The organism is Methylobacterium soli (assembly GCF_008806385.1).
GTDB lineage: Bacteria > Pseudomonadota > Alphaproteobacteria > Rhizobiales > Beijerinckiaceae > Methylobacterium > Methylobacterium soli.
The window spans coordinates 26,503-45,612 of sequence record NZ_VZZK01000018.1; the positions used below are offsets into that span (position 1 = coordinate 26,503).

15 protein-coding genes are annotated in these 19,110 nt (G+C 71.7%); 9 read left to right on the plus strand and 6 right to left on the minus strand.

The genetic code is table 11. The annotated features are described in order from the left end of the window. Positions 1-86 precede the first annotated feature (86 nt). The 6 genes from F6X53_RS17315 to F6X53_RS17340 all read left to right on the plus strand — a co-directional run bounded on the left by F6X53_RS17315 (position 87) and on the right by F6X53_RS17340 (position 9,794). Positions 87-1,955 carry a glycoside hydrolase family 15 protein gene (locus tag F6X53_RS17315; RefSeq protein ID WP_151001446.1) on the plus strand — a complete coding sequence of 623 codons (1,869 nt, stop codon included), beginning with the start codon at positions 87-89 and terminating at the stop codon, positions 1,953-1,955. Positions 1,956-1,994: 39 nt separating this feature from the next. Next, a complete protein-coding gene (gene tkt, locus F6X53_RS17320; protein WP_151001447.1) occupies positions 1,995-4,070 on the plus strand; it encodes a transketolase in 2,076 nt (691 codons plus the stop codon). 250 nt (positions 4,071-4,320) lie between these two features. Beyond that, positions 4,321-7,173: a bifunctional transaldolase/phosoglucose isomerase gene (locus F6X53_RS17325; RefSeq protein WP_151001448.1), complete on the plus strand. Its 2,853-nt coding sequence runs from the start codon at positions 4,321-4,323 to the stop codon at positions 7,171-7,173. A gap of 144 nt (positions 7,174-7,317) precedes the next feature. After that, positions 7,318-8,292 (plus strand): phosphogluconate dehydrogenase (NAD(+)-dependent, decarboxylating), encoded by a 975-nt coding sequence (gnd, locus tag F6X53_RS17330; RefSeq protein ID WP_151001449.1) that lies wholly within the window; start codon positions 7,318-7,320, stop codon positions 8,290-8,292. 114 nt (positions 8,293-8,406) lie between these two features. After that, positions 8,407-9,135 carry a 6-phosphogluconolactonase gene (pgl, locus tag F6X53_RS17335; protein WP_151001532.1) on the plus strand — a complete coding sequence of 243 codons (729 nt, stop codon included), beginning with the start codon at positions 8,407-8,409 and terminating at the stop codon, positions 9,133-9,135. A 185-nt stretch (positions 9,136-9,320) separates the two neighbouring features. Further along, positions 9,321-9,794 (plus strand): hypothetical protein, encoded by a 474-nt coding sequence (locus F6X53_RS17340; RefSeq protein WP_151001450.1) that lies wholly within the window; start codon positions 9,321-9,323, stop codon positions 9,792-9,794. A 22-nt stretch (positions 9,795-9,816) separates the two neighbouring features. On the opposite strand, the gene F6X53_RS17345 is transcribed toward F6X53_RS17340, so the two are convergent. Next, a complete protein-coding gene (locus tag F6X53_RS17345) occupies positions 9,817-10,929 on the minus strand; it encodes a 2'-deoxycytidine 5'-triphosphate deaminase (RefSeq protein WP_151001451.1) in 1,113 nt (370 codons plus the stop codon). Between the two features lie 50 nt (positions 10,930-10,979). Further along, positions 10,980-11,558: a hypothetical protein gene (locus F6X53_RS17350; RefSeq protein ID WP_151001452.1), complete on the minus strand. Its 579-nt coding sequence runs from the start codon at positions 11,556-11,558 to the stop codon at positions 10,980-10,982. Between the two features lie 194 nt (positions 11,559-11,752). Between F6X53_RS17350 and apaG the strand changes: the two genes are divergently transcribed. The 3 genes from apaG (at position 11,753) to speG (ending at position 13,998) form a co-directional block, all read left to right on the plus strand. Continuing rightward, positions 11,753-12,145: a Co2+/Mg2+ efflux protein ApaG gene (gene apaG, locus F6X53_RS17355; RefSeq protein WP_109895218.1), complete on the plus strand. Its 393-nt coding sequence runs from the start codon at positions 11,753-11,755 to the stop codon at positions 12,143-12,145. A gap of 93 nt (positions 12,146-12,238) precedes the next feature. Beyond that, a complete protein-coding gene (gene argE / locus F6X53_RS17360) occupies positions 12,239-13,432 on the plus strand; it encodes an acetylornithine deacetylase (RefSeq protein ID WP_151001453.1) in 1,194 nt (397 codons plus the stop codon). After that, positions 13,429-13,998 carry a spermidine N1-acetyltransferase gene (speG, locus tag F6X53_RS17365; protein ID WP_151001454.1) on the plus strand — a complete coding sequence of 190 codons (570 nt, stop codon included), beginning with the start codon at positions 13,429-13,431 and terminating at the stop codon, positions 13,996-13,998. Before argE ends, speG begins: the two co-directional genes overlap by 4 nt. A 77-nt stretch (positions 13,999-14,075) precedes the next feature. Here speG and F6X53_RS17370 read toward each other — a convergent pair whose 3' ends face one another. The 4 genes from F6X53_RS17370 to F6X53_RS17385 all read right to left on the minus strand — a co-directional run bounded on the left by F6X53_RS17370 (position 14,076) and on the right by F6X53_RS17385 (position 18,878). Next, positions 14,076-15,203 carry a hypothetical protein gene (locus F6X53_RS17370; RefSeq protein WP_151001455.1) on the minus strand — a complete coding sequence of 376 codons (1,128 nt, stop codon included), beginning with the start codon at positions 15,201-15,203 and terminating at the stop codon, positions 14,076-14,078. A 192-nt stretch (positions 15,204-15,395) separates the two neighbouring features. Then, positions 15,396-16,412 carry an Hsp33 family molecular chaperone gene (locus tag F6X53_RS17375; RefSeq protein ID WP_151001456.1) on the minus strand — a complete coding sequence of 339 codons (1,017 nt, stop codon included), beginning with the start codon at positions 16,410-16,412 and terminating at the stop codon, positions 15,396-15,398. A 262-nt stretch (positions 16,413-16,674) separates the two neighbouring features. After that, the gene (argF, locus tag F6X53_RS17380) at positions 16,675-17,643 is read right to left on the minus strand and encodes an ornithine carbamoyltransferase (RefSeq protein ID WP_151001457.1); all 969 of its coding nucleotides are present in this window, start codon (positions 17,641-17,643) and stop codon (positions 16,675-16,677) included. A gap of 41 nt (positions 17,644-17,684) precedes the next feature. Continuing rightward, a complete protein-coding gene (locus F6X53_RS17385; protein WP_151001458.1) occupies positions 17,685-18,878 on the minus strand; it encodes an aspartate aminotransferase family protein in 1,194 nt (397 codons plus the stop codon). Positions 18,879-19,110 lie beyond the last annotated feature (232 nt).

Consider the following 19,110-nt stretch of genomic DNA (forward strand, 5'->3'; position numbering starts at 1 on the left):
CTTGGCCGGTTCCGCGGCCTTCGGGGATCGCCCTGGTCCGGGGACCCGGCGGGCTCCGGGCCCATCGTCCGGGAGCAGGGACCATCATGGCAGCCAGGATCGAGGATTACGCCCTCGTCGGCGATGGCCGCACGGCGGCGCTGATCAGCCGGGACGGCAGCGTCGACTGGCTGTGCTGGCCGCGCTTCGACGCCTCCGCCTGCTTCGCCGCCCTGCTGGGCACCGAGGAGCACGGCTTCTGGCGCATCGCCCCGGCGGCCCAGCATGTGGAGACCAGCCGCCGCTACCGCGACGGCACCCTGGTGCTGGAGACGCGCCACAAGACCCGCGAGGGCGAGGTCCTGGTCACCGATTACATGCCGGCCGGCGACGGCTCGCACCTGATCCGCCTCGTGGAGGGCGTCCACGGCCGGGTCGCCATGCGGATGGATCTGTCGCTGCGCTTCGATTACGGCTCGGCGGTGCCCTGGGTCTCGCATAACGAGCTCGGGGACCTGCGCGCCATCTCGGGCCCCCACAAGGTGGTCCTGCGCACCAAGGCGCATCACCACGGCGTCGACCAGACCACCGTCTCGGAATTCACCGTCCACGCGGGCGAGACCGTCGCGTTCACCCTCAGCTACGGCGCCTCCCACGAGGACGACCCGCCCCCGATCGAGCCCCGCAAGGTTCTGGCCGCCACGGACGCGTTCTGGCGCGACTGGTCGCGGCGCTGCGCCGGGGGCACGCACTGGGACGATATCCTCAAGCGCTCGCTCCTGACCCTCAAGGCCCTGATCTACCGGCCCACCGGCGGGATCGTGGCCGCGCCCACGACCTCGCTGCCCGAGCAGCTCGGCGGCGTGCGCAACTGGGATTACCGGTTCTGCTGGCTGCGCGACTCGACCTTCACCCTGCTGGCGCTGATGGATGCGGGCTTCATCGAGGAGGCCCGCGCCTGGCGCGACTGGCTCCTGCGGGCGGTGGCCGGCAACCCGGAGCAGGCCCACATCCTCTACGGCATCGCGGGCGAGCGCCTGCTCCCCGAGATCGAGCTCGACTGGCTGCCCGGCTACGAGGGCGCGCGCCCGGTGCGGGTCGGCAACGCCGCGGTGGCGCAGTTCCAGCTCGACGTCTACGGCGAGCTGTTCGACGCCCTCTACCAGGCCCGCCGCCGCGGCATGGAGAGCGACCGCAACGGCTGGCACCTCGGTCTCGCCCTGATGGAGCATCTCGAGAAGGTCTGGAGCGAGCCGGACGAGGGCATCTGGGAGGTGCGCGGCGGGCGCAAGCACTTCGTGCACTCGAAGGTGATGGCCTGGGTGGCCTTCGACCGGGCCATCCGCACGCTGGAGGAGGACCGGCAGATCGCCGCCGATTCCCCGATCGAGCGCTGGCGCGCCATCCGGGACGAGATCCACGCCGAGGTCTGCCAGAAGGGCTTCGATCCGGAACTCAACAGCTTCGTGCAGTATTACGGCTCGAAGCGCCTCGACGCGAGCCTGCTGCTGATCGCCCATATGGGGTTCCTGCCGCAGGACGATCCCCGCGTCGTCGGCACCGTCGAGGCCATCGGCCGGCACCTCCTGCGCGACGGCTTCGTGCTGCGCTACGACACCGAAGGACAGGCGACGGACGGGTTGCCGGGGGGCGAGGGCGCGTTCCTGCCCTGCAGCTTCTGGTACGCGGACAACCTGATCGGGCTCGGTCGCTGCGACGAGGCCCGGGCGATGATCGAGCGCCTGATCGGGGTGTGCAACGACCTCGGGCTGGTTGCGGAAGAGTACGATCAGGTGGAGAAGCGCCTCGTCGGCAATTTCCCGCAGGCCTTCAGCCACGTCGCACTGGTGAACACCGTCCTCAACTACAGCCGGGCCGTCGGGCCGGCCAGGGAGCGGAGCGGCGAGGCCGGCGACCGGGCGGGGGTGCTGCCGGGCGGTCACGCCGTCGCGGCCGAGGCGCCGGCGCAGGCCTGACTACCGAACGTGATGACCAGGAATTAGGAAGACCGAGACATGAGCGGAGCAGATTCGGGCCCCAAGGCGGCCCTCAGCGCGGTCGACAAGCTCGGCATCGACACGATCCGCACGCTGGCGATCGACGCGGTGCAGAAGGCGAATTCCGGCCATGCCGGCGCCCCGATGGCGCTCGCGCCCGTCGCCTACACCCTGTGGAACCGGTACCTGCGCTACGACCCGGCCCATCCGCACTGGCCGAACCGGGACCGCTTCGTGCTCTCGGCCGGCCACGCCTCGATGCTGCTCTACGCGCTGCTCCACCTTGCCGAGGTGGCGGAGAAGGACGGCGGCAACGCGCCGGCCGTGTCGCTCGACGACATCAAGCAGTTCCGCCAGCTCGACAGCCGCACGCCGGGCCACCCCGAATACCACTTCACCACCGGCGTCGAGACCACCACCGGGCCCCTCGGCCAGGGCGTGGCGAACTCGGTCGGCATGGCGATGGGCGGGCGCTTCCTCGGCGAGCAGCTGAACAAGCCCGACCTGCCGCTCTTCGACTACAACGTCTACGCGATCTGCTCGGACGGCGACCTGATGGAGGGCGTCTCGGCCGAGGCCGCCTCGATCGCCGGGCACCTGCGCCTGTCGAACCTGTGCTGGATCTACGACAACAACACCATCACGATCGAGGGCCACACCGAGCTCGCCTTCGGCGAGGAGGTCGCGACCCGCTTCCTGGCCTATGGCTGGCAAGTGCTGCGGGTGGCCGACGCCAACGACGTCCACGCGATCGCCTCCGCGCTCGAGACCTTCCTGCAATCCTCCGACCGGCCGACCCTGATCATCGTCAACTCGATCATCGGCTACGGCGCCCCGAAGAAGCAGAACACCGCCAAAGCCCACTCGGACGCCCTCGGGGAGGATGAGGTCAAGGGCGCCAAGCGCGCCTATGGCTGGCCCGAGGACGCGCAGTTCCTGGTGCCGGACGAGGTCAAGGAGACCTTCCGCGACGGAATCGGCGCGCGCGGCGCCGAGCTCTTCGCCCAGTGGGAGGGCTTCCTGCGGGCCGCCAAGGAGAACGATCCCGAGCATGCCGAGGCCATCGCGGCCTTCCTCGAAGGCCGTCTGCCCGAGGGCTGGGACCGCGACATCCCGGTCTTCCCGGCCGATGCCAGGGGCCTCGCCACTCGCGAATCCTCCGGCAAGGTGCTCAACGCCATCGCGCCGCGCGTGCCCTTCCTGCTCGGCGGCTCGGCGGATCTCGCGCCCTCGAACAAGACCAAGCTCGAATTCGAGGGGGCCGGCACCCTGTCGCCCTTCGAGCCGGGCGGGCGCAACATCCATTTCGGCGTGCGCGAGCACGCCATGGGGTCGATCGTGAACGGCCTCGGCCTCGTCGGGCTTCGCGCCTACGGGGCGACCTTCCTGGTCTTCGCCGATTACATGCGGCCCCCGATCCGCCTCGCCTCCCTGATGGAGCTGCCGATCTTCCACGTCTTCACGCATGATTCGATCGGCGTGGGCGAGGACGGCCCGACCCACCAGCCGGTGGAGCAGCTCCTGTCGCTGCGCGCCATCCCGGGCCTCCTGACGCTCCGGCCCGCCGATGCCAACGAGGTGGCCGAGGCCTACCGGCTTATCTTCTCGCTCAAGGATCAGCCGGCGGTGCTGGCGCTCTCCCGCCAGCCGCTGCCGACCCTCGACCGCGCCACCTACGCGAGCGCGGCGGGCGTCGCCAAGGGCGCCTACGTGCTGGCCGGCGGCGACGAGACGCCCGAGGTGATCCTGATCGGCTCGGGCTCCGAAGTGCAGCTCTGCATCGGGGCCTACGAGGCGCTGAAGGCCGAGGGCGTGAAGGCCCGCGTCGTCTCGATGCCGTCCTGGGACCTGTTCGAGCGCCAGGACGAGGCCTACCGCGACAGCGTGCTGCCCCCCGGGGTGCTGGCGCGCGTGGCCGTCGAGCAGGGCTCAGTGATCGGCTGGGACCGCTACGCGGGCTCGGCCGGAGCCATCGTGGGCATGCACACCTTCGGCTCCTCGGCGCCCCTCAAGGACCTTCTCAAGAAGTTCGGCTTCACCCCCGAGAAGGTGCTCCAGGCCGCCCGCGATCAGATCGCGCGGCACAAGCGCTGACAAAGCGGCCCCGAAGGGCTGCCATGCGCGCCGGACGGTCTGGCACCGCTCCGGCGTAGCCCCATCTTGAGGGTGGGCGTCCGGCACGGGGCCCCTTCCGTTCAGGCCTGGCCCGGGACGGGAGCCCGGTGTCTCGGGTTCCGCGCCGGCGGCGCGGTTCGCGACCGCATCGGAACGAGATGACCGGACCAGGGACCGGCGCCGCCGCTCCGAGGGGCGCCGCAACACCACCATCGCGGGAGAGATCGGCATGAACGCGCTCAAGGCCCTCCACACCGAGCAGGATCAGGCCGTCTGGCTCGATTTCGTGGCGCGCGGCTTCATCGCCGAGGGCAAGCTCAAGGCGCTCGTGGAGGAGGACGGCCTGCGCGGCGTCACCTCCAACCCGTCGATCTTCGAGAAGGCGATCGGCGCCTCGAACGAGTATGACGGCTCCCTCAAGACCGTGCAGGAGGCCGGCGACAGCCGCGTCATCGACCTCTACGAGGGGCTCGCCATCGAGGACATCCGGAACGCGGCCGACGTGCTGCGCCCGGTCTACGAGGCGAGCGACGGCGCCGACGGCTATGTCAGCCTGGAGGTCTCCCCCTACCTCGCCCTCGACACCGAGGCGACCCTCGCGGAGGCGCGCCGCCTGCACAAGGCGGTCTCGCGCGACAACCTGATGGTGAAGGTGCCGGCGACGCCGGCCGGCCTGCCGGCAATCCGCCAGCTCACCGCCGAGGGCATCAGCATCAACGTCACGCTGCTCTTCGCGCAGGACACCTACGAGGCGGTCGCCAACGCCTTCATCGACGGGCTGGCCGAGCGCGCGGCCAAGGGCGAGGACGTCTCCCGCATCGCCAGCGTCGCGAGCTTCTTCATCAGCCGCATCGATTCGGCGGTCGACAAGCGCCTCGACGCGGTGATCGCGGCCGCCAACGATCCCGACGAGAAGGCGGCTCTCGAAGCCCTCAAGGGCAAGGTCGCGATCGCGAACGCCAAGCTCGCCTATCAGCGCTACAAGCGCCTCTTCGCGGATCCGCGCTGGACGGCCCTGGCCGAGAAGGGCGCCAAGGCGCAGCGCCTGCTCTGGGCCTCGACGGGCACCAAGAACAAGGCCTACTCGGACGTCCTCTACGTCGAGGAGCTGATCGGCCCCAACACCGTCAACACCATGCCGCCCGCCACCATGGACGCGTTCCGCGACCACGGCACCGTGCGGGCCTCGATCGAGGAGGATATCGCTGGCGCCGAGGCCGTGATGGCGCGGCTCGCGCGCGCCGGCATCGACATCGACGCGGTGGCGCGCCAGCTCGTCGAGGAGGGCGTGCAGCTCTTCATCGACGCGGCCGACAAGCTCCTCGGCGCTGTCGCCGAGAAGCGCGCGGCGCTCCTGGGGCACCGGCTCGACGGCCAGAGCCTCTGCCTCGGCGACGGCCTCAAGAGCGCGTCCGCCAAGGCCGTGGAGGCGTGGCGCGCGAGCGGCGCCATCCGGCGCCTCTGGGCCCACGACAAGAGTGTCTGGTCGAATGCCGACGAGGATCGCTGGCTCGGCTGGCTCCGCATCGTCGAGGACGAGCGGGCGAAGGCCGCCGATTACGCGGCTTTCGCCGGATGGGTGAAGGAGCGCGGCTTCACGGACGCGGTCGTGCTCGGCATGGGCGGATCGAGCCTCGGGCCCGAGGTGCTGGCCGAGACCTTCGGCCACCGCGAGGGCTTCCCGCGCCTGCGCATCCTCGATTCGACGAATCCCGACGAGGTGCGCGCCGTCGAGGCGGCCGTGAACCTGCCAGCGACCCTCTTCATCGTGGCGAGCAAGTCCGGCTCGACGCTCGAGCCCAACGTCTTCCGCGACTACTTCCTGGGCCGCATGAAGGCGGTCGTCGGCGATCGGGCCGGCACGCATTTCGTCGCCGTGACGGATCCGGGCTCCGCGATGGAGAAGGCCGCCGAGGCCGACGGCTTCGCGAAGATCTTCCACGGCGTGCCGCAGATCGGCGGGCGCTACTCCGTGCTCTCCGCCTTCGGCCTGGTTCCGGCCGCCGCCATCGGCATCGACGTGGCGGAATTCCTTGACGTCGCCCGCATCATGGTCCGGTCCTGCGGCCCGGCCGTGCCCCCGGCCCAGAATCCGGGCGTCCTGCTCGGCACCGCGCTCGGCACCGCGGCGAACACCGAGGGGCGCGACAAGGTCACGATCATCGCCTCGCCGGGCATCGCGAGCTTCGGCGCCTGGGCCGAGCAGCTCATCGCGGAATCGACCGGCAAGCAGGGCAAGGGCCTGATCCCGATCGACGGCGAGCCGATCGACGTGCCGGCGGTCTACGGCCGCGATCGCTTCTTCGTCTATCTGCGCCTCGACGGCTTCGCCGACCTGCAGCAGGACGAGGCCGTGCGCAACCTCGAGCGCGAGGGGCACCCGGTCGCCCGCATCACCCTCGAGACGGTGGAGCAGCTGCCGCAGGAATTCTTCCGCTTCGAGATGGCCACCGCGGTGGCCGGCGCGGTTCTGGGCATCAACCCCTTCGACCAGCCCGACGTCGAGGCGAGCAAGATCGAGACGAAGAAGCTGTTCGAGGCGGCCGAGGCGAGCGGCGCGCTGCCCGCCGAGACCCCGCTCTTCGAGGACGACACGATCGCCCTCTACGCCGACCCGAGGAATGCCGAGGCCCTGCCGCAGGCGGCCGAGGGTCTGGAGGCGGCGATCCGCGCCCAGCTCGCGCGGATGAGCGACGGCGATTACCTGGCGCTCCTCGCCTATGTGGCGCGCAGCGAGGGGCATCGCGCGGTGCTCCAGCGCGCCCGCATCGCGGTGCGCGACAAGCGCCGGGTCGCGACCTGCCTCGAATTCGGGCCGCGCTTCCTCCACTCGACGGGCCAGGCCTACAAGGGCGGGCCGGATTCCGGCGTCTTCCTGCAGATCACCGCCGATCCGACCGAGGACCTGGCGATCCCCGGGCGCAAGCTCGGGTTCGGCACGGTGGTTGCTGCGCAGGCGCGGGGCGATTTCGCGGTGCTGGCCGAGCGCGGCCGGAGGGCCCTGCGGATCCACATCAAGGGCGGCGACGTCGCGGCGGGCCTGAAGCGCGTCGCCGCGGCGCTCGAGAGCGCGGTGGGATAACCTGCCCCGCGCCGCGACGGGCTCCCTCCTCCCCCGGTGGGGAGGAGGCGGAGGTGGTGCGCTGGGCCCTCGCTTCCGCCGAGACCACCCCTATCCCTGACCTGACCGCTCCCCGCGAGGGGACGGGGAAATCGGAGAGCTGGCATGCAACTCGGGATGATCGGGCTCGGGCGGATGGGCGGCAACATCGTCCGGCGCCTGCTGCAGAACGGGCATACGGCGGTGGTGTTCGACCAGAACCCGGATGCCGTCGCGGCCCTCGTGCAGGAGGGCGCGACCGGCGCCGACAGCCTGGAGGATTTCGTCGCCAAGCTCGATCAGCCCCGGGCCGCCTGGGTGATGCTGCCCGCGGGCGAGATCACGGAGGGCACGGTGCAGCGCCTCGCCGGGCTGATGCAGGCCGACGACGTGATCATCGACGGCGGCAATTCCTTCTACAAGGACGACGTCCGGCGCGCCGCGGACCTGCGCCACAAGGGCATCCACTACGTCGATGTCGGCACCTCGGGGGGCGTCTGGGGGCTGGAGCGCGGCTATTGCATGATGATCGGCGGCGACACGTCGGCGGTCGACCGGCTCGATCCCGTCTTCGCCACCCTCGCGCCCGGCCTCGGCTCGGTGCCCCGCACCCCCGGCCGGGAGGGGCGCGACCCCCGCGCCGAGCAGGGCTACATCCATGCCGGTCCGAGCGGGGCCGGCCACTTCGTCAAGATGGTCCATAACGGCATCGAGTACGGCCTGATGCAGGCCTACGCGGAGGGATTCGACATCCTGAAACATGCGGGCGCCAAGGAATTGCCCGAGGCGCAGCGCTTCGACCTCGACATCGGCGACATCGCCGAGGTCTGGCGCCGGGGCAGCGTGGTCTCGTCCTGGCTCCTCGACCTCACCGCGCAGGCGCTCGCGGGCGACGAGCAGCTCGAGGATTTCTCGGGCTTCGTCGCGGATTCCGGCGAGGGCCGCTGGACGCTCAATGCGGCGATCGAGGAATCGGTGCCCGCCAACGTGCTCTCGGCGGCGCTCTATGCCCGCTTCCGCTCCCGCGAGCACGCGAGCTACGCCGACAAGCTTCTCTCGGCCATGCGCAAGGGCTTCGGCGGCCACCTCGAACCCAAATAGGCGAAACCGGCGCGCCGGGACTCTCGCCAGGACTTTTTGTCCCGGACCTTCGCGCCGGAACTTCGCCCTTCGCCCGCGCGATAAACCCCGCGCGACGAGGAGATCCCCGTGACCATTCCCCTGCCCCCCGGTGCCCAGGTTCTCCCCGATGCGGACGCGGTCGCGCGGGCGGCGGCCGATCATCTCGTGGCGGTCTGCGCCGACGCGCCGGGAGACCGGGTCGCGGTCTGCCTGTCGGGCGGCTCGACCCCGAAGCGGCTCTACGGGCTGCTCGCCGGGCCCGACTACGTCTCGCAGGTGCCGTGGGAGCGGATCCACTGGTTCTTCGGCGACGACCGGGTCGTGCCCTGGGACGACGCCCTGAGCAATGTCCGGATGGTGCGCGAGGCCTTCGGCCACGGCGCGCCGATCCCGGCGACGCATCTCCACTTCATCCCCTCCGACCTCGGCGCGGAGGCGGGCGCGGCGGCCTATGCGCGGACGCTTCGGGACTTTTACGGAGCCGACACGCTGGAGCCGGGCCGTCCCCTGTTCGACCTCGTCCTGCTCGGCCTCGGCGAGGACGGCCACACCGCCTCCCTGTTCCCGGGCAAGCCCGCCCTGGACGAGGCCGGCGCCTGGGCCGCCCCGGTGCCGGAAGCCGGGATGACGCCCTTCGTGCCGCGCATCACCCTCACCTACCCGGCGCTGGGCTCCTCCCGCTGGGTCCTGTTCCTGGTGACGGGCGCGGGCAAGCGAGATCCCCTGCGCCGGCTCGCCGACGGCGAGGACCTGCCGGCGGCCCGTGTCACCAGCGCCGGCCAGATGGTCTGGCTCCTCGACGCGGCGGCCGCGGAGGCCTGAGATTGCCGCCCGAACGGGCTTTCTGCCGAAGCGGCGGGCATTCGCCTTAAATTCGCCGCAGCGCCGCGGGCTCCGTTCAGACCGAGCCCGCCGCTCGTCAAACCGGAATTCGCCGCATGGTCCGCGCAGGACTGGTCCACCTCGTCAGAACGCCCGCGCGATCCTTGGGGCTCCGATCCTTGGGCTTGCAATCCTTGGGCCTGCACTCCTTGGGGCTGCGGCGGCGCAGCCGCGTCGCGCCCGGTCCCCTGCGGATGGTCGATCGGCGCACCGGCCCGAGCGCGGTCGGGGGTGCCCTGTTCGGCGGATTCCTCGCCCTCGCGGTCCTGGCGGCCTTCAGCCTACCCCTGGTGTTCTCGCACGGGCCGGCTCCGGACGCGCAGGTCGAGGCCGCGATCGCCTATGTGGGGGCGGCGAGCGACGAGGCCCCGCCCGCCCGGAGCGAGGCGCCAGCGCCGATCCGGGCCGCGGCGGGCGAGCCCGCCCGACCGGCGGCTGAGCGCGCTGCCCCGGCCTTCGACCTGCCGGTTCTGGAGAATGCGGCCGTCGACCTCGAGGCGGAGGCGCCCCCCGTCGCCGCCCCGGCCCCGCCGAAGCCCGCCGCCCGCAAGGCCGCGCGCAAGGCCTCCGCGAACGTGGCGCGCGCCGCGACCCCGTGAGGGCCGGGCCTCAGACGACGTCTCAGACGAAGTGCTTGGAGAGCTTCAGGCCCTGGGCCTGGTAGTTCGAGCCGGCGCCCGCGCCGTAGAGGGTGGCGGGCACCGCCCCCATGCGCTCGTAGACGAGGCGGCCGACGATCTGGCCGTCTTCGAGCAGGAACGGCACGTCGCGCGAGCGCACCTCCAGCACCGCGCGGGCGCCGAAGCCCCCGGCCTCGGCATAGCCGAAGCCCGGATCGAAGAAGCCCGCGTAATGCACCCGGAATTCGCCCACGAGCGGATCGAACGGCACCATCTCGGCGGCGTGGTCCGGGGGGACCACCACGGATTCCTTCGAGGCCAGGATGTAGAACTGGCCCGGATCGAGGATCAGCATCCCGGAGCCGTCGGCCGCCAGGGGCTCCCAGAAATCGGCGATGCGGTGGGCGCCCGGCGCATCCACGTCGACGAGGCCGGTATGGCGCTTGGCCCGGTAGCCGATCAGCCCGTCGAATCCCGCGAGGTCCACCGAGACGGCGACGCCTCCCTGGAAGGACGGGCTGGCGGCGCTGACCAGCGGCGTGCGGGCGTGGAGCGCGGCGAGCTCGGCCTCGCGCAGGCGCACCTCGCCGCGGCGGAAGCGGATCTGCGACAGGCGCGAGCCGGTGCGGACGAGGACCGGGAAGGTCCGGGGCGAGATCTCGGCGTAGAGCGGGCCGGCATAGCCGGCCTCGACCTGATCGAACGCGACGGCGTGGTCGGTGATGACGCGGGTGAAGACGTCGATGCGGCCGGTCGAGCTCTTCGGGTTCGCCCCGGCCGCGAGGTCGGGCGGCAGCGCCAGCGCCTCCTGCAATTCGGCGATGTAGACGCAGCCCGTCTCCAGGACCGCGCCGGCCCGAAGGTCGATCTCGTGGAACGCGAAGGCCGCGATGCAGGTCGAGACGCTGCGCCCCGCCCCGGGCAGGAAGCTCGTGCGCACCCGGAAGGCGCGCGCACCCAGGCGCAGGTCGAGGCTCGCGGGCTGGATCTGGCCAGGGGCGTAGGGGCTCGCCGGGCGGATCGCGCCGTCCCGCGTCAGCGCTTCGATCGCCTGCGCGGCCAGGATGCCGGGGCCCGCCGGCGCGGCCGGATCCGGCCTCGTGTTGCTGCTCACTGCCCGCACCCGTCCCGTTCCTGACCCTTGGTCTTGTCCTGCGGGAAGGCCTAAGGCCCGGTTAAGTCGGGGTCGCGCCCGATCCGGTGGACGATCCGCGCCAGCGCCAGCCGGGCGCAGGCGCCGATCGTCACGAGACCCGCGAGCGCGCTCGCCAGGACCGGGAAGGCGGCGGGCCAAGCCAGCAGCGCGAGGGCGGCCGAGAGGGCCGCCACCGCGAGCCCGGTTCCCGAGCCGAGGCCGAGGACGAGCGAGGGCAGCCCGCCCAAGGCCGCCGCGATCCCGCCCCGGCGCGCCACCTGCGCGGCCACCGCCCGGCTCACGGCATCGAGGAGGAGCGCGCCGAGGAGCGCCCCGGCCGGCCAGGCATTGGGCGCCGGCGCGAGCCAGCCGAACAGGAGCGCGAGGCCAACGAGCCCGGCGCGGCCCAGGCCCAGCCCGGCGCGGCCCAAGCCCAGCCCGGCGCGGCCCTGCCCAAGCCCGACCCGGCCCGGCCCGAGCCCGACCCGGCCCGGCCCGAGCCCGACCCGGCCCGGCCCGAGCCCGGCGCGGCCGAGGGGCGGGCCATCGGAGATTGTCGCCCGGCTTGCGCGGGTTGCATGCGTGGGGCGCAAGGCCTCCTCGACCATGCCGTGGGAATCCTCAGGTTCGCGACGTATTTCGCTGCGATTGACGGCGTTTTCGCCGCCACGTACCACGACCCTCCGAGCCTGTCGCGGTGCTTCGCGGGATGCGTGAGCCCATGCGTGCACGCGGCTCGAACGCTTGCGCGCCCGCGGCCCGCGCTCTTGCGCGCCCGCGCCCAGGGAGGCAGACACAGACGATGTACAAGGCCGAGACGCGCGGAATCAGCGTGACCGTGATGCCCCGCTTCGTCGAGGAGGAATCCTCGCCGGGCGAGAGCCGGTACTTCTTTGCCTATACGGTCGAGATCGTGAACAACGGCTCCGAGCAGGTGCAGCTGCGCTCGCGCCATTGGCGCATCATCGACGGGCACGGCGCCTGTCAGGAGGTCCGCGGGGCCGGCGTCGTCGGCAAGCAGCCGGTGTTGGAGCCTGGCGAGTCCTTCAGCTACACCAGCGGCTGCCCGCTCACCACGCCGGACGGGCTGATGGCCGGCAGCTACACCATGGCGACGGTCGCGGGCGAGAGCTTCGAGGCCGAGATTCCGGCCTTCTCCCTCGACAGCCCCCATGTCCGGCGCAGCCTGCACTGAGGCGTGAGGCGCCGCGCCGTCGCCGGCATCGAGCCCGCAACCGGCGCCGGCCGGGCGCATTGGATGGGTGGCGCCGCGAGGGAGTCTGACGCGATGGCGGAACATGGAGAACGCCCCGAGGCGCGTCCCGGGACGCGCCTGACCCCCCTCGAGATCCTGGAGCGGCTCGTCGCCTTCGACACCGAGAGCTCCCGATCGAACCTCGCCCTGATCGACTGGGCCTCGGGCTATCTCGAGGGCTGGGGCGTGCCGCACCGGCTGGTGCCGAACGCGGCCGGCGACAAGGCCGCCCTGTTCGCCACGATCGGCCCGATGCAGGATGGCGGCGTCGTACTCTCCGGGCATACCGACGTGGTGCCGGTGACCGGGCAGGCCTGGACCAGCGACCCCTTCACCCTGCGGGTGGAGGGCGGGCGCGCCTACGGGCGCGGGGCCGTCGACATGAAGGGGTTCTGCGCCCTGGCGCTCGCGGCCGTGCCGGATTTCCAGGCCGCCCCCTTGCGCCGGCCGATCCACATCCTGCTCTCCTACGACGAGGAGACGACCTGCCTCGGCGTCGCCGACACGATCGCGCGCTTCGGCGCCGACCTGCCGCGCCCGGGCGCCGTCATCGTCGGCGAGCCGACAGAGCTCGAAGTCGCCGACGCCCACAAGAGCATCGTCACCTACTTCACCACCGTGCACGGCCACGAGGCGCATTCCTCGAAGCCGATGCTCGGCGCCAACGCCGTGATGGCGGCGGCCGAGCTCGTCTGCGAGCTGAACCGCGTCGCCGACCTGATGATTGCCCGCGGCGACGCGAGCGGGCGCTTCGACCCGCCCGCCACCACGGTGCATGTGGGCACGATCCAGGGCGGCACCGCCCGCAATATCCTGCCCAAGGTCTGCACCTTCCACTGGGAGTTCCGCGGCCTGCCCGACCTCGACATGACGGAGATCCCCGGCCTCTTCGCCCGAAAGGCCGAGGCCGTGGCCCGCGAGCGCCTGAACCGGTACGGCGATTACGGGCGGATCGAGACGCTGGAGGAGGTCGCGGTGCCGGGGCTCGCCCCCGAGCCCGGATCCGAGGCCGAGCGGCTGGCCCTGCGGGTGGCGGGGCGCAACCGCACCATCTCGGTGCCCTACGCGACGGAGGCGGGGCGCTTCCAGGTCGCCGGCATCCCGACCGTGGTCTGCGGGCCCGGCTCCATCGACCAGGCGCACCAGCCCGACGAGTACATCACCCTGCAGGCGCTGGAGGACGGGGCGGCCTTCATGCGCCGCCTCGCCGAGGCCTGCGCCTCATGAGCGGGCGAACCGATCCCGGGCGGGTCAAGCTGCGGCCCCTGGAGCGCGAGGACCTGCTCTTCGTGCACCAGCTCAACAACAACGACAGCATCATGCGATACTGGTTCGAGGAGGCCTACGAATCCTTCGCCGAGCTGGCGCAGCTCTACGAGCGCAACATCCACAATCAGACCGAGCGCCGCTTCATCGTCGCCACCGAGTCCAACGAGTCCGCCGGCATGGTCGAGCTCGTGGAGATCAATCACCTGCACCGGCGCTGCGAATTCCAGATCGCGCTCCACCCGGCCTTCCAGGGGCGGGGCTTTGCCGGACAGGCCACCCGCATCGCCATCGACTACGCCTTCAGCGTGCTCAACATCCACAAGCTCTACCTGCACGTGGACAAGGACAATGCGCGCGCGGTCCGCATCTACGAGCGCTGCGGCTTCCAGCCCGAGGGCGTCCTGCGCGACGAGTTCTTCGTCAACGGCAAGTACCGCGACGCTGTGCGGATGTGCCTGTTCCAGCCCGATTACCTCGCCCGCCGGGGCGGCGGCGACATCGCGGAGCCGGTCCTGAAGACCTGAGGGCGGGGCCGAACACTCCTGTTCGATCGCCGCAGGACGAGGGGCCGGCGCGCCGGCCCCTCCTCAAGGGTTCCGGCTCAGCGGCCGCCGGCCGCGCCGCCGCGCTCGCCACCGCCGCCCGTGCGGCTGCCCGCATTCATGCCGCCGCGCTCGCCGCCCTGCTGGCTGCCCAGGGTGCTGCCCGTCGTGGTGCCGCGCCCGGAGCGGTCGGCGCCGGCGCGCTCGGAGGCGTTGCGGATGCCGCCCTGGCCGGCGCCGCGCTCACCCTGCTGCATGGCGTCGTTGCGCGGGTCCGTGGTGCGGGAATTAGCGTTGCGCACCCCGTCCCGACCGCCGCGCTCGGCCTCGTTGCGGAAGCCCTGCCCGTTGCGGTTGTCCCGCTCAACGCTGCGATCCTCCCGGCGCGAGACGCTCGTGCGGTTGCGCTCGCTGACATTCGCCTCGACCGTGCCGCCGCGACGCGTGCTCGTCGAAACGCTCAGGCGCCGATATTCGGGAGAGCCGTAGACCACGCGCTGGCCCCGGATGGTGACGTAGCGGGTGCCGCCCTCGCGGATGCTGACGAGGCGCCGATATTCGGGGGAGCCGTAGATCACGCGCTGGCCCCGGATGACCACGTAGCGGCGCGGGCCGCCGGAGCGGTGCTCGACGGTGACGAGGCGGCGGTATTCCGGCGAGCCGTAGACGACCCGACGCCCGCCGATGAACACGAAGCGGCCTTCGCGGCGATGCTCGCCGGCGACGTGCTCATGGCGAATGTCGGTGCGGCGGCTCACATCGACCCGCGTCGCCCGGCCCTCGCGGATGTCGCCGCGCTCGGCCCGCGCCGCGTGGCCACCGTCGCGCCCACCGCGCTCGGCCCGGCTCGCGCCGTCCTGACGCATCCCATCCTGGCGCGCACCGTCCTGGCGTGCACCATCTTGGCGCTCGGCGCCGCGATGGTCGCCGCCACGGGCCTGCGCGCCGCGATCTGCGCCGTCCCGCTGGCCTGCAGCCTCGCGCTGCGTGCCGGCCTCGCGCTGGGCGCTCGAGGGCGCACCCGCCTCGGACCCGCGGGCACCCGCGCCGCCGGCCCGCTCGCCGGACAGACCCGCCTTGGCGCCGCCGGCACCGCCGGCCGAATCCCGGTTCAGGCCGCCGGCATTCTGGGCAAAGACCGAAGTGCTGAACAGCAGGGCCGCCAGACCGATCGCGTATTTCTTCATGACGTATCCTCCGATACCTTCGAAGGCTTCGAAACGCCAAGGGTCTCGAAAGGGTTCAATCGAAAGTTGTCGGATTGTCGCGGCACGAAGATTGCGGCCAAGCTCGGTCATCCGGGCCTGAACTTGGCCATAAGCTGGACCGGCCCGCGCTTGGGCCGGCCCAGGTCTTGAGTTGCCCGGTTGTCGGGCGCCTCAGTGCTTGGTGCCGTCGAGCTCCGCCTCGACCTCGGCCGGATCGAGATCGTAGCGGCGCGAGCAGAACTCGCAGGTGACGCCGATGCGCCCGTCATCCGCCACCAGGTCGCGGCGTTCCTGCGCCGAGAAGGAGCGGATCATGCCCATCACGCGCTCGGGCGAGCAGCGGCACTGCTCCGCCACCCCTTGCGCCTCGAAGACCCGCACGCCGCGCTCGTGGAACAGGCGATAGAGCAGGCGCTCCGAGGAGACCGCCGGGTCGACGAGCTCGTGATCCTCGACCGTGCCGACGAGGGAGCGGGCCTCGACCCAGGCGTCGTCCTCGGGCGCGCCCGTGGCGTCGAGATGGGCGTGGCCCTCCGGGATGTCGCCGGGCGGCAGGTCCGCGAGCCGCGCCCGGTCGATGGATTGGGGCAGGAACTGCATCAGCAGGCCGCCCGCCCGGTAATGGGCCGCGCCGTTCTCGAATTCCTCCGCCACCGCGAGGCGGACCCGGGTCGGGATCTGCTCGGATTGGCGGAAATACTGGTGGGCCGCCTCCTCGAAGCTCTGGCCCTCGAGCGCCACGACGCCCTGGTAGCGGCTCGCCGCCGAGCCCTGGTCGATCGTCATGGCGAGATGGCCCTGGCCGACGAGATCGGCTGTCCGGACCGGCCCGGTTCCGAGGGAAGCCACGCGCGCGGCGTCGAAGCGGGCGGTGGCCCGCACGCGGTCCGGCGCCTCGAAATCGACCACGATCATGGCGACCGGGCCGTCGGTCTTGGTTTGAAGCTGGAAGCGTCCCTCGAATTTCAGCGAGGAGCCGAGCAGCACCGTCAGGGCCGCGGCCTCGCCGAGAAGGCGCGCCACCGGGTCGGGATAGCCGTGGCGGCGCAGGATGGTGTCGATCGAGGGCCCCAGCCGCACGATGCGGCCGCGCACGTCGAGGGCCTCGACCGCGAAGGGCAGCACGGCATCGTCGAGGCCTTCGCGGCCATCGGCGGGGGTGGGGGACATCTCGGTTCCGGAGGTCATGGCCTCTCCGCTCGTTCGGGTCTGACTGGTGCGGGCGCGCCGCTTCCATCCCGCCAGAGCTTCGATCCCACGAAGGTTTCGGGCGTCACGGATCGCGACGCGGCCGGATCGGGGCCGCCGTCTCCCGCGCGGAAATCGACGGATCCTGCGCAGGAGAGGGAACCCGCGCCGCGGGGCGGGGGTCGAAGCCGGGGGGAGAGGCGGTGGCGCCCGCCGACCCTCATATAGGAAGTCTGCCGCGCCGCCGCGAGGCGTTCGGGGCTCAGAGCCCGTTCGCCCCGAAGCACCAGGCCAGGATGCCCTTCTGGGCGTGGAGCCGGTTCTCGGCCTCGTCGAAGACCACCGATTGCGGCCCGTCGATGACCTCGGCCGTGACCTCCTCGTCCCGGTGGGCCGGCAGGCAATGCATGAAGACCGCGTCCTTGGCGGCGGCCGCCATCAGCTTGGCATTCACCTGGTAGGGGCTGAGCAGGTTGTGGCGGTGATGGTCGTCGTCGTCCCCCATCGAGACCCAGCAATCGGTGACGACCGCCTCGGCCCCGTCCACCGCCGCGAACGGGTCGGTGGTGACGTTGACGTCGGCCCCCTCCGCCTTCGCCCAGGCGAGGAGCCCGGCCGGCGCCGAGAGCTCGGGCGGCGCCGCGATGTTGAGGGTGAAGCCGAGGCGCGCGGCGGCGTGCACCCAGCTCGCCAGGACGTTGTTGGCATCCCCCGACCAGGCCACCCTGCGGCCCCGGATCGGCCCGCGATGCTCCTCGAAAGTGAGGATGTCGGCCATGATCTGGCAGGGATGCGAGACCTTGGTGAGGGCGTTGATCACCGGCACGGTGGCGTATTCGGCGAGCTCCAGCATCAGGTCGTGGTCGAGGATGCGGATCATGATCGCGTCGACGAAGCGCGAGAGCACGCGGGCGGTGTCACCCACGGTCTCGCCGCGCCCGAGCTGCATCTCGCTGCCCGTCAGCATCAGGGTCTCGCCGCCGAGCTCGCGCATGGCGACGTCGAAGGAGACGCGGGTGCGGGTCGAGGGCCGGTCGAACACCATCGCGAGATTCTTGCCGGCGAGCGGGCGCTCCGCCGGGGGCTCGCCCTTGCGGCGGCGCCCCTTCATGGACGCCGAGGCATCCAGCATGGCGCGCAGCTGCGCTCCGGAGAAATCCTTGAGGTCGAGGAAGTGGCGGGGGCCGTGCTGGCCGGGGACCTGGGCAGTCCCGTTGCTCTGGGCAGTCATGACGATCGATCTTCGAGAACAGGTGATCCGGGGCGGCGCTCTTACTCGGCCGCACCGCGCTGGGAGGTCGCGAGGGCGGAGGCCGTGGCCTCCAGGCGCTCGACGGCGGCGGCGACATCGGCCTCCGTGACGATGAGCGGAGGCAGGAGCCGGACCACGTTGTCGCCGGCCGGAATCACGAGAAGGTGTTCGCTCCGGGCGGCGGCCGCGAAGTCGGTGTTGAGGACCCCGAGCTTGAGGCCCAGCATCAGGCCCTCCCCGCGAATCTCCGAGAAGACCTGCGGGTGCCGGTCCTTGAGGCCGGCGAGCTTCTGCTTGAGAACGAGGCCGACCTGCTGGACATGGTCCAGGAAGCCGTCGGCCAGCACCACGTCGAGCACGGCGTTGCCGACCGCCATGGCGAGCGGGTTGCCCCCGAAGGTGGTGCCGTGGGTGCCGGCCGTCATGCCGCGGGCGGCCGCGCGGGTCGCGAGGCAGACGCCCAGCGGGAAGCCGCCGCCGATGCCCTTGGCGGCGCTCATGATGTCGGGGGCGATCCCCGACCATTCATGCGCGAAGAGCCGGCCGGTGCGCCCGACGCCGGTCTGCACCTCGTCCATGATGAGGAGGAGGCCGCGCGCGTCGCAGAGCGCGCGCAGGCGGCGCAGGTCGGCATGCGGGATCACCCGCACGCCCCCCTCCCCCTGGATCGGCTCGATCATCAGGGCCGCGGTCTCCGGGCCGATCGCGGCCTCAAGCGCCTCGAAATCGCCGGTCGGGACCTGATCGAAGCCGTCGACCTTGGGGCCGAAGCCCTCGATGTATTTCTGCTGGCCCCCCGCCGCGATGGTGGCGAGCGTCCGCCCGTGGAAGGCGCCCTCGAAGGTGATGATCCGGTAGCGCTCCGGATGGCCCTCGGCCGCATGGTACTTGCGCGCCATCTTGATCGCCGCTTCGTTCGCTTCCGCACCGGAATTGGTGAAGAAGACGACGTCCGCGAAGGTGGCGTCGACGAGGCGCTGGCCGAGCCGCTCGCCATCGGGGATCTCGAACAGGTTCGAGGTGTGCCAGAGCTTGCCCGCCTGCTCGGTCAGCGCCGCGACGAGGTGCGGATGGGCGTGGCCGAGGGCGTTCACCGCGATGCCGGCGCCGAAATCGAGATAGCGCTCGCCCCCGCGCGCGACGAGCCAGGCCCCTTCGCCACGCTCGAAAGCGATGGGGGCACGGGCGTAGGTCGGCAGAAGGGCGGATGTCACGATTCCGTCTCCGTGTCTGGCCTCTCGGGTCCGGGGGCCGGCCCGGCGGGCATCGCGCCCGCTCCAAATGAAAGTGCCGCCTCGTCAAGCGGGCGGCACGCGCGCGATTACTATGAATCGAGCCCCATCTGTCAATCACAGGGCGGCGGCGCAGCCCGGACATGGATGTATCCTGCGGGATTTTCGTGGGCTGATTTCCGCAAGGCGCGCGCCGGGTCTTGCCGCAGCCCCC

Excerpts from the sequence above, each read along its gene's own strand:
- F6X53_RS17315 (WP_151001446.1), top strand. The coding sequence starts at position 87 with ATGGCAGCCAGGATCGAGGATTACGCCCTCGTCGGCGATGGCCGCACG.
- tkt (WP_151001447.1), top strand. The coding sequence starts at position 1,995 with ATGAGCGGAGCAGATTCGGGCCCCAAGGCGGCCCTCAGCGCGGTCGAC.
- F6X53_RS17325 (WP_151001448.1), top strand. The coding sequence starts at position 4,321 with ATGAACGCGCTCAAGGCCCTCCACACCGAGCAGGATCAGGCCGTCTGG.
- gnd (WP_151001449.1), top strand. The coding sequence starts at position 7,318 with ATGCAACTCGGGATGATCGGGCTCGGGCGGATGGGCGGCAACATCGTC.
- F6X53_RS17350 (WP_151001452.1), bottom strand. The coding sequence starts at position 11,558 with ATGGTCGAGGAGGCCTTGCGCCCCACGCATGCAACCCGCGCAAGCCGG.
- apaG (WP_109895218.1), top strand. The coding sequence starts at position 11,753 with ATGTACAAGGCCGAGACGCGCGGAATCAGCGTGACCGTGATGCCCCGC.
- argE (WP_151001453.1), top strand. The coding sequence starts at position 12,239 with ATGGCGGAACATGGAGAACGCCCCGAGGCGCGTCCCGGGACGCGCCTG.
- speG (WP_151001454.1), top strand. The coding sequence starts at position 13,429 with ATGAGCGGGCGAACCGATCCCGGGCGGGTCAAGCTGCGGCCCCTGGAG.
- F6X53_RS17370 (WP_151001455.1), bottom strand. The coding sequence starts at position 15,203 with ATGAAGAAATACGCGATCGGTCTGGCGGCCCTGCTGTTCAGCACTTCG.
- F6X53_RS17375 (WP_151001456.1), bottom strand. The coding sequence starts at position 16,412 with ATGACCTCCGGAACCGAGATGTCCCCCACCCCCGCCGATGGCCGCGAA.
- argF (WP_151001457.1), bottom strand. The coding sequence starts at position 17,643 with ATGACTGCCCAGAGCAACGGGACTGCCCAGGTCCCCGGCCAGCACGGC.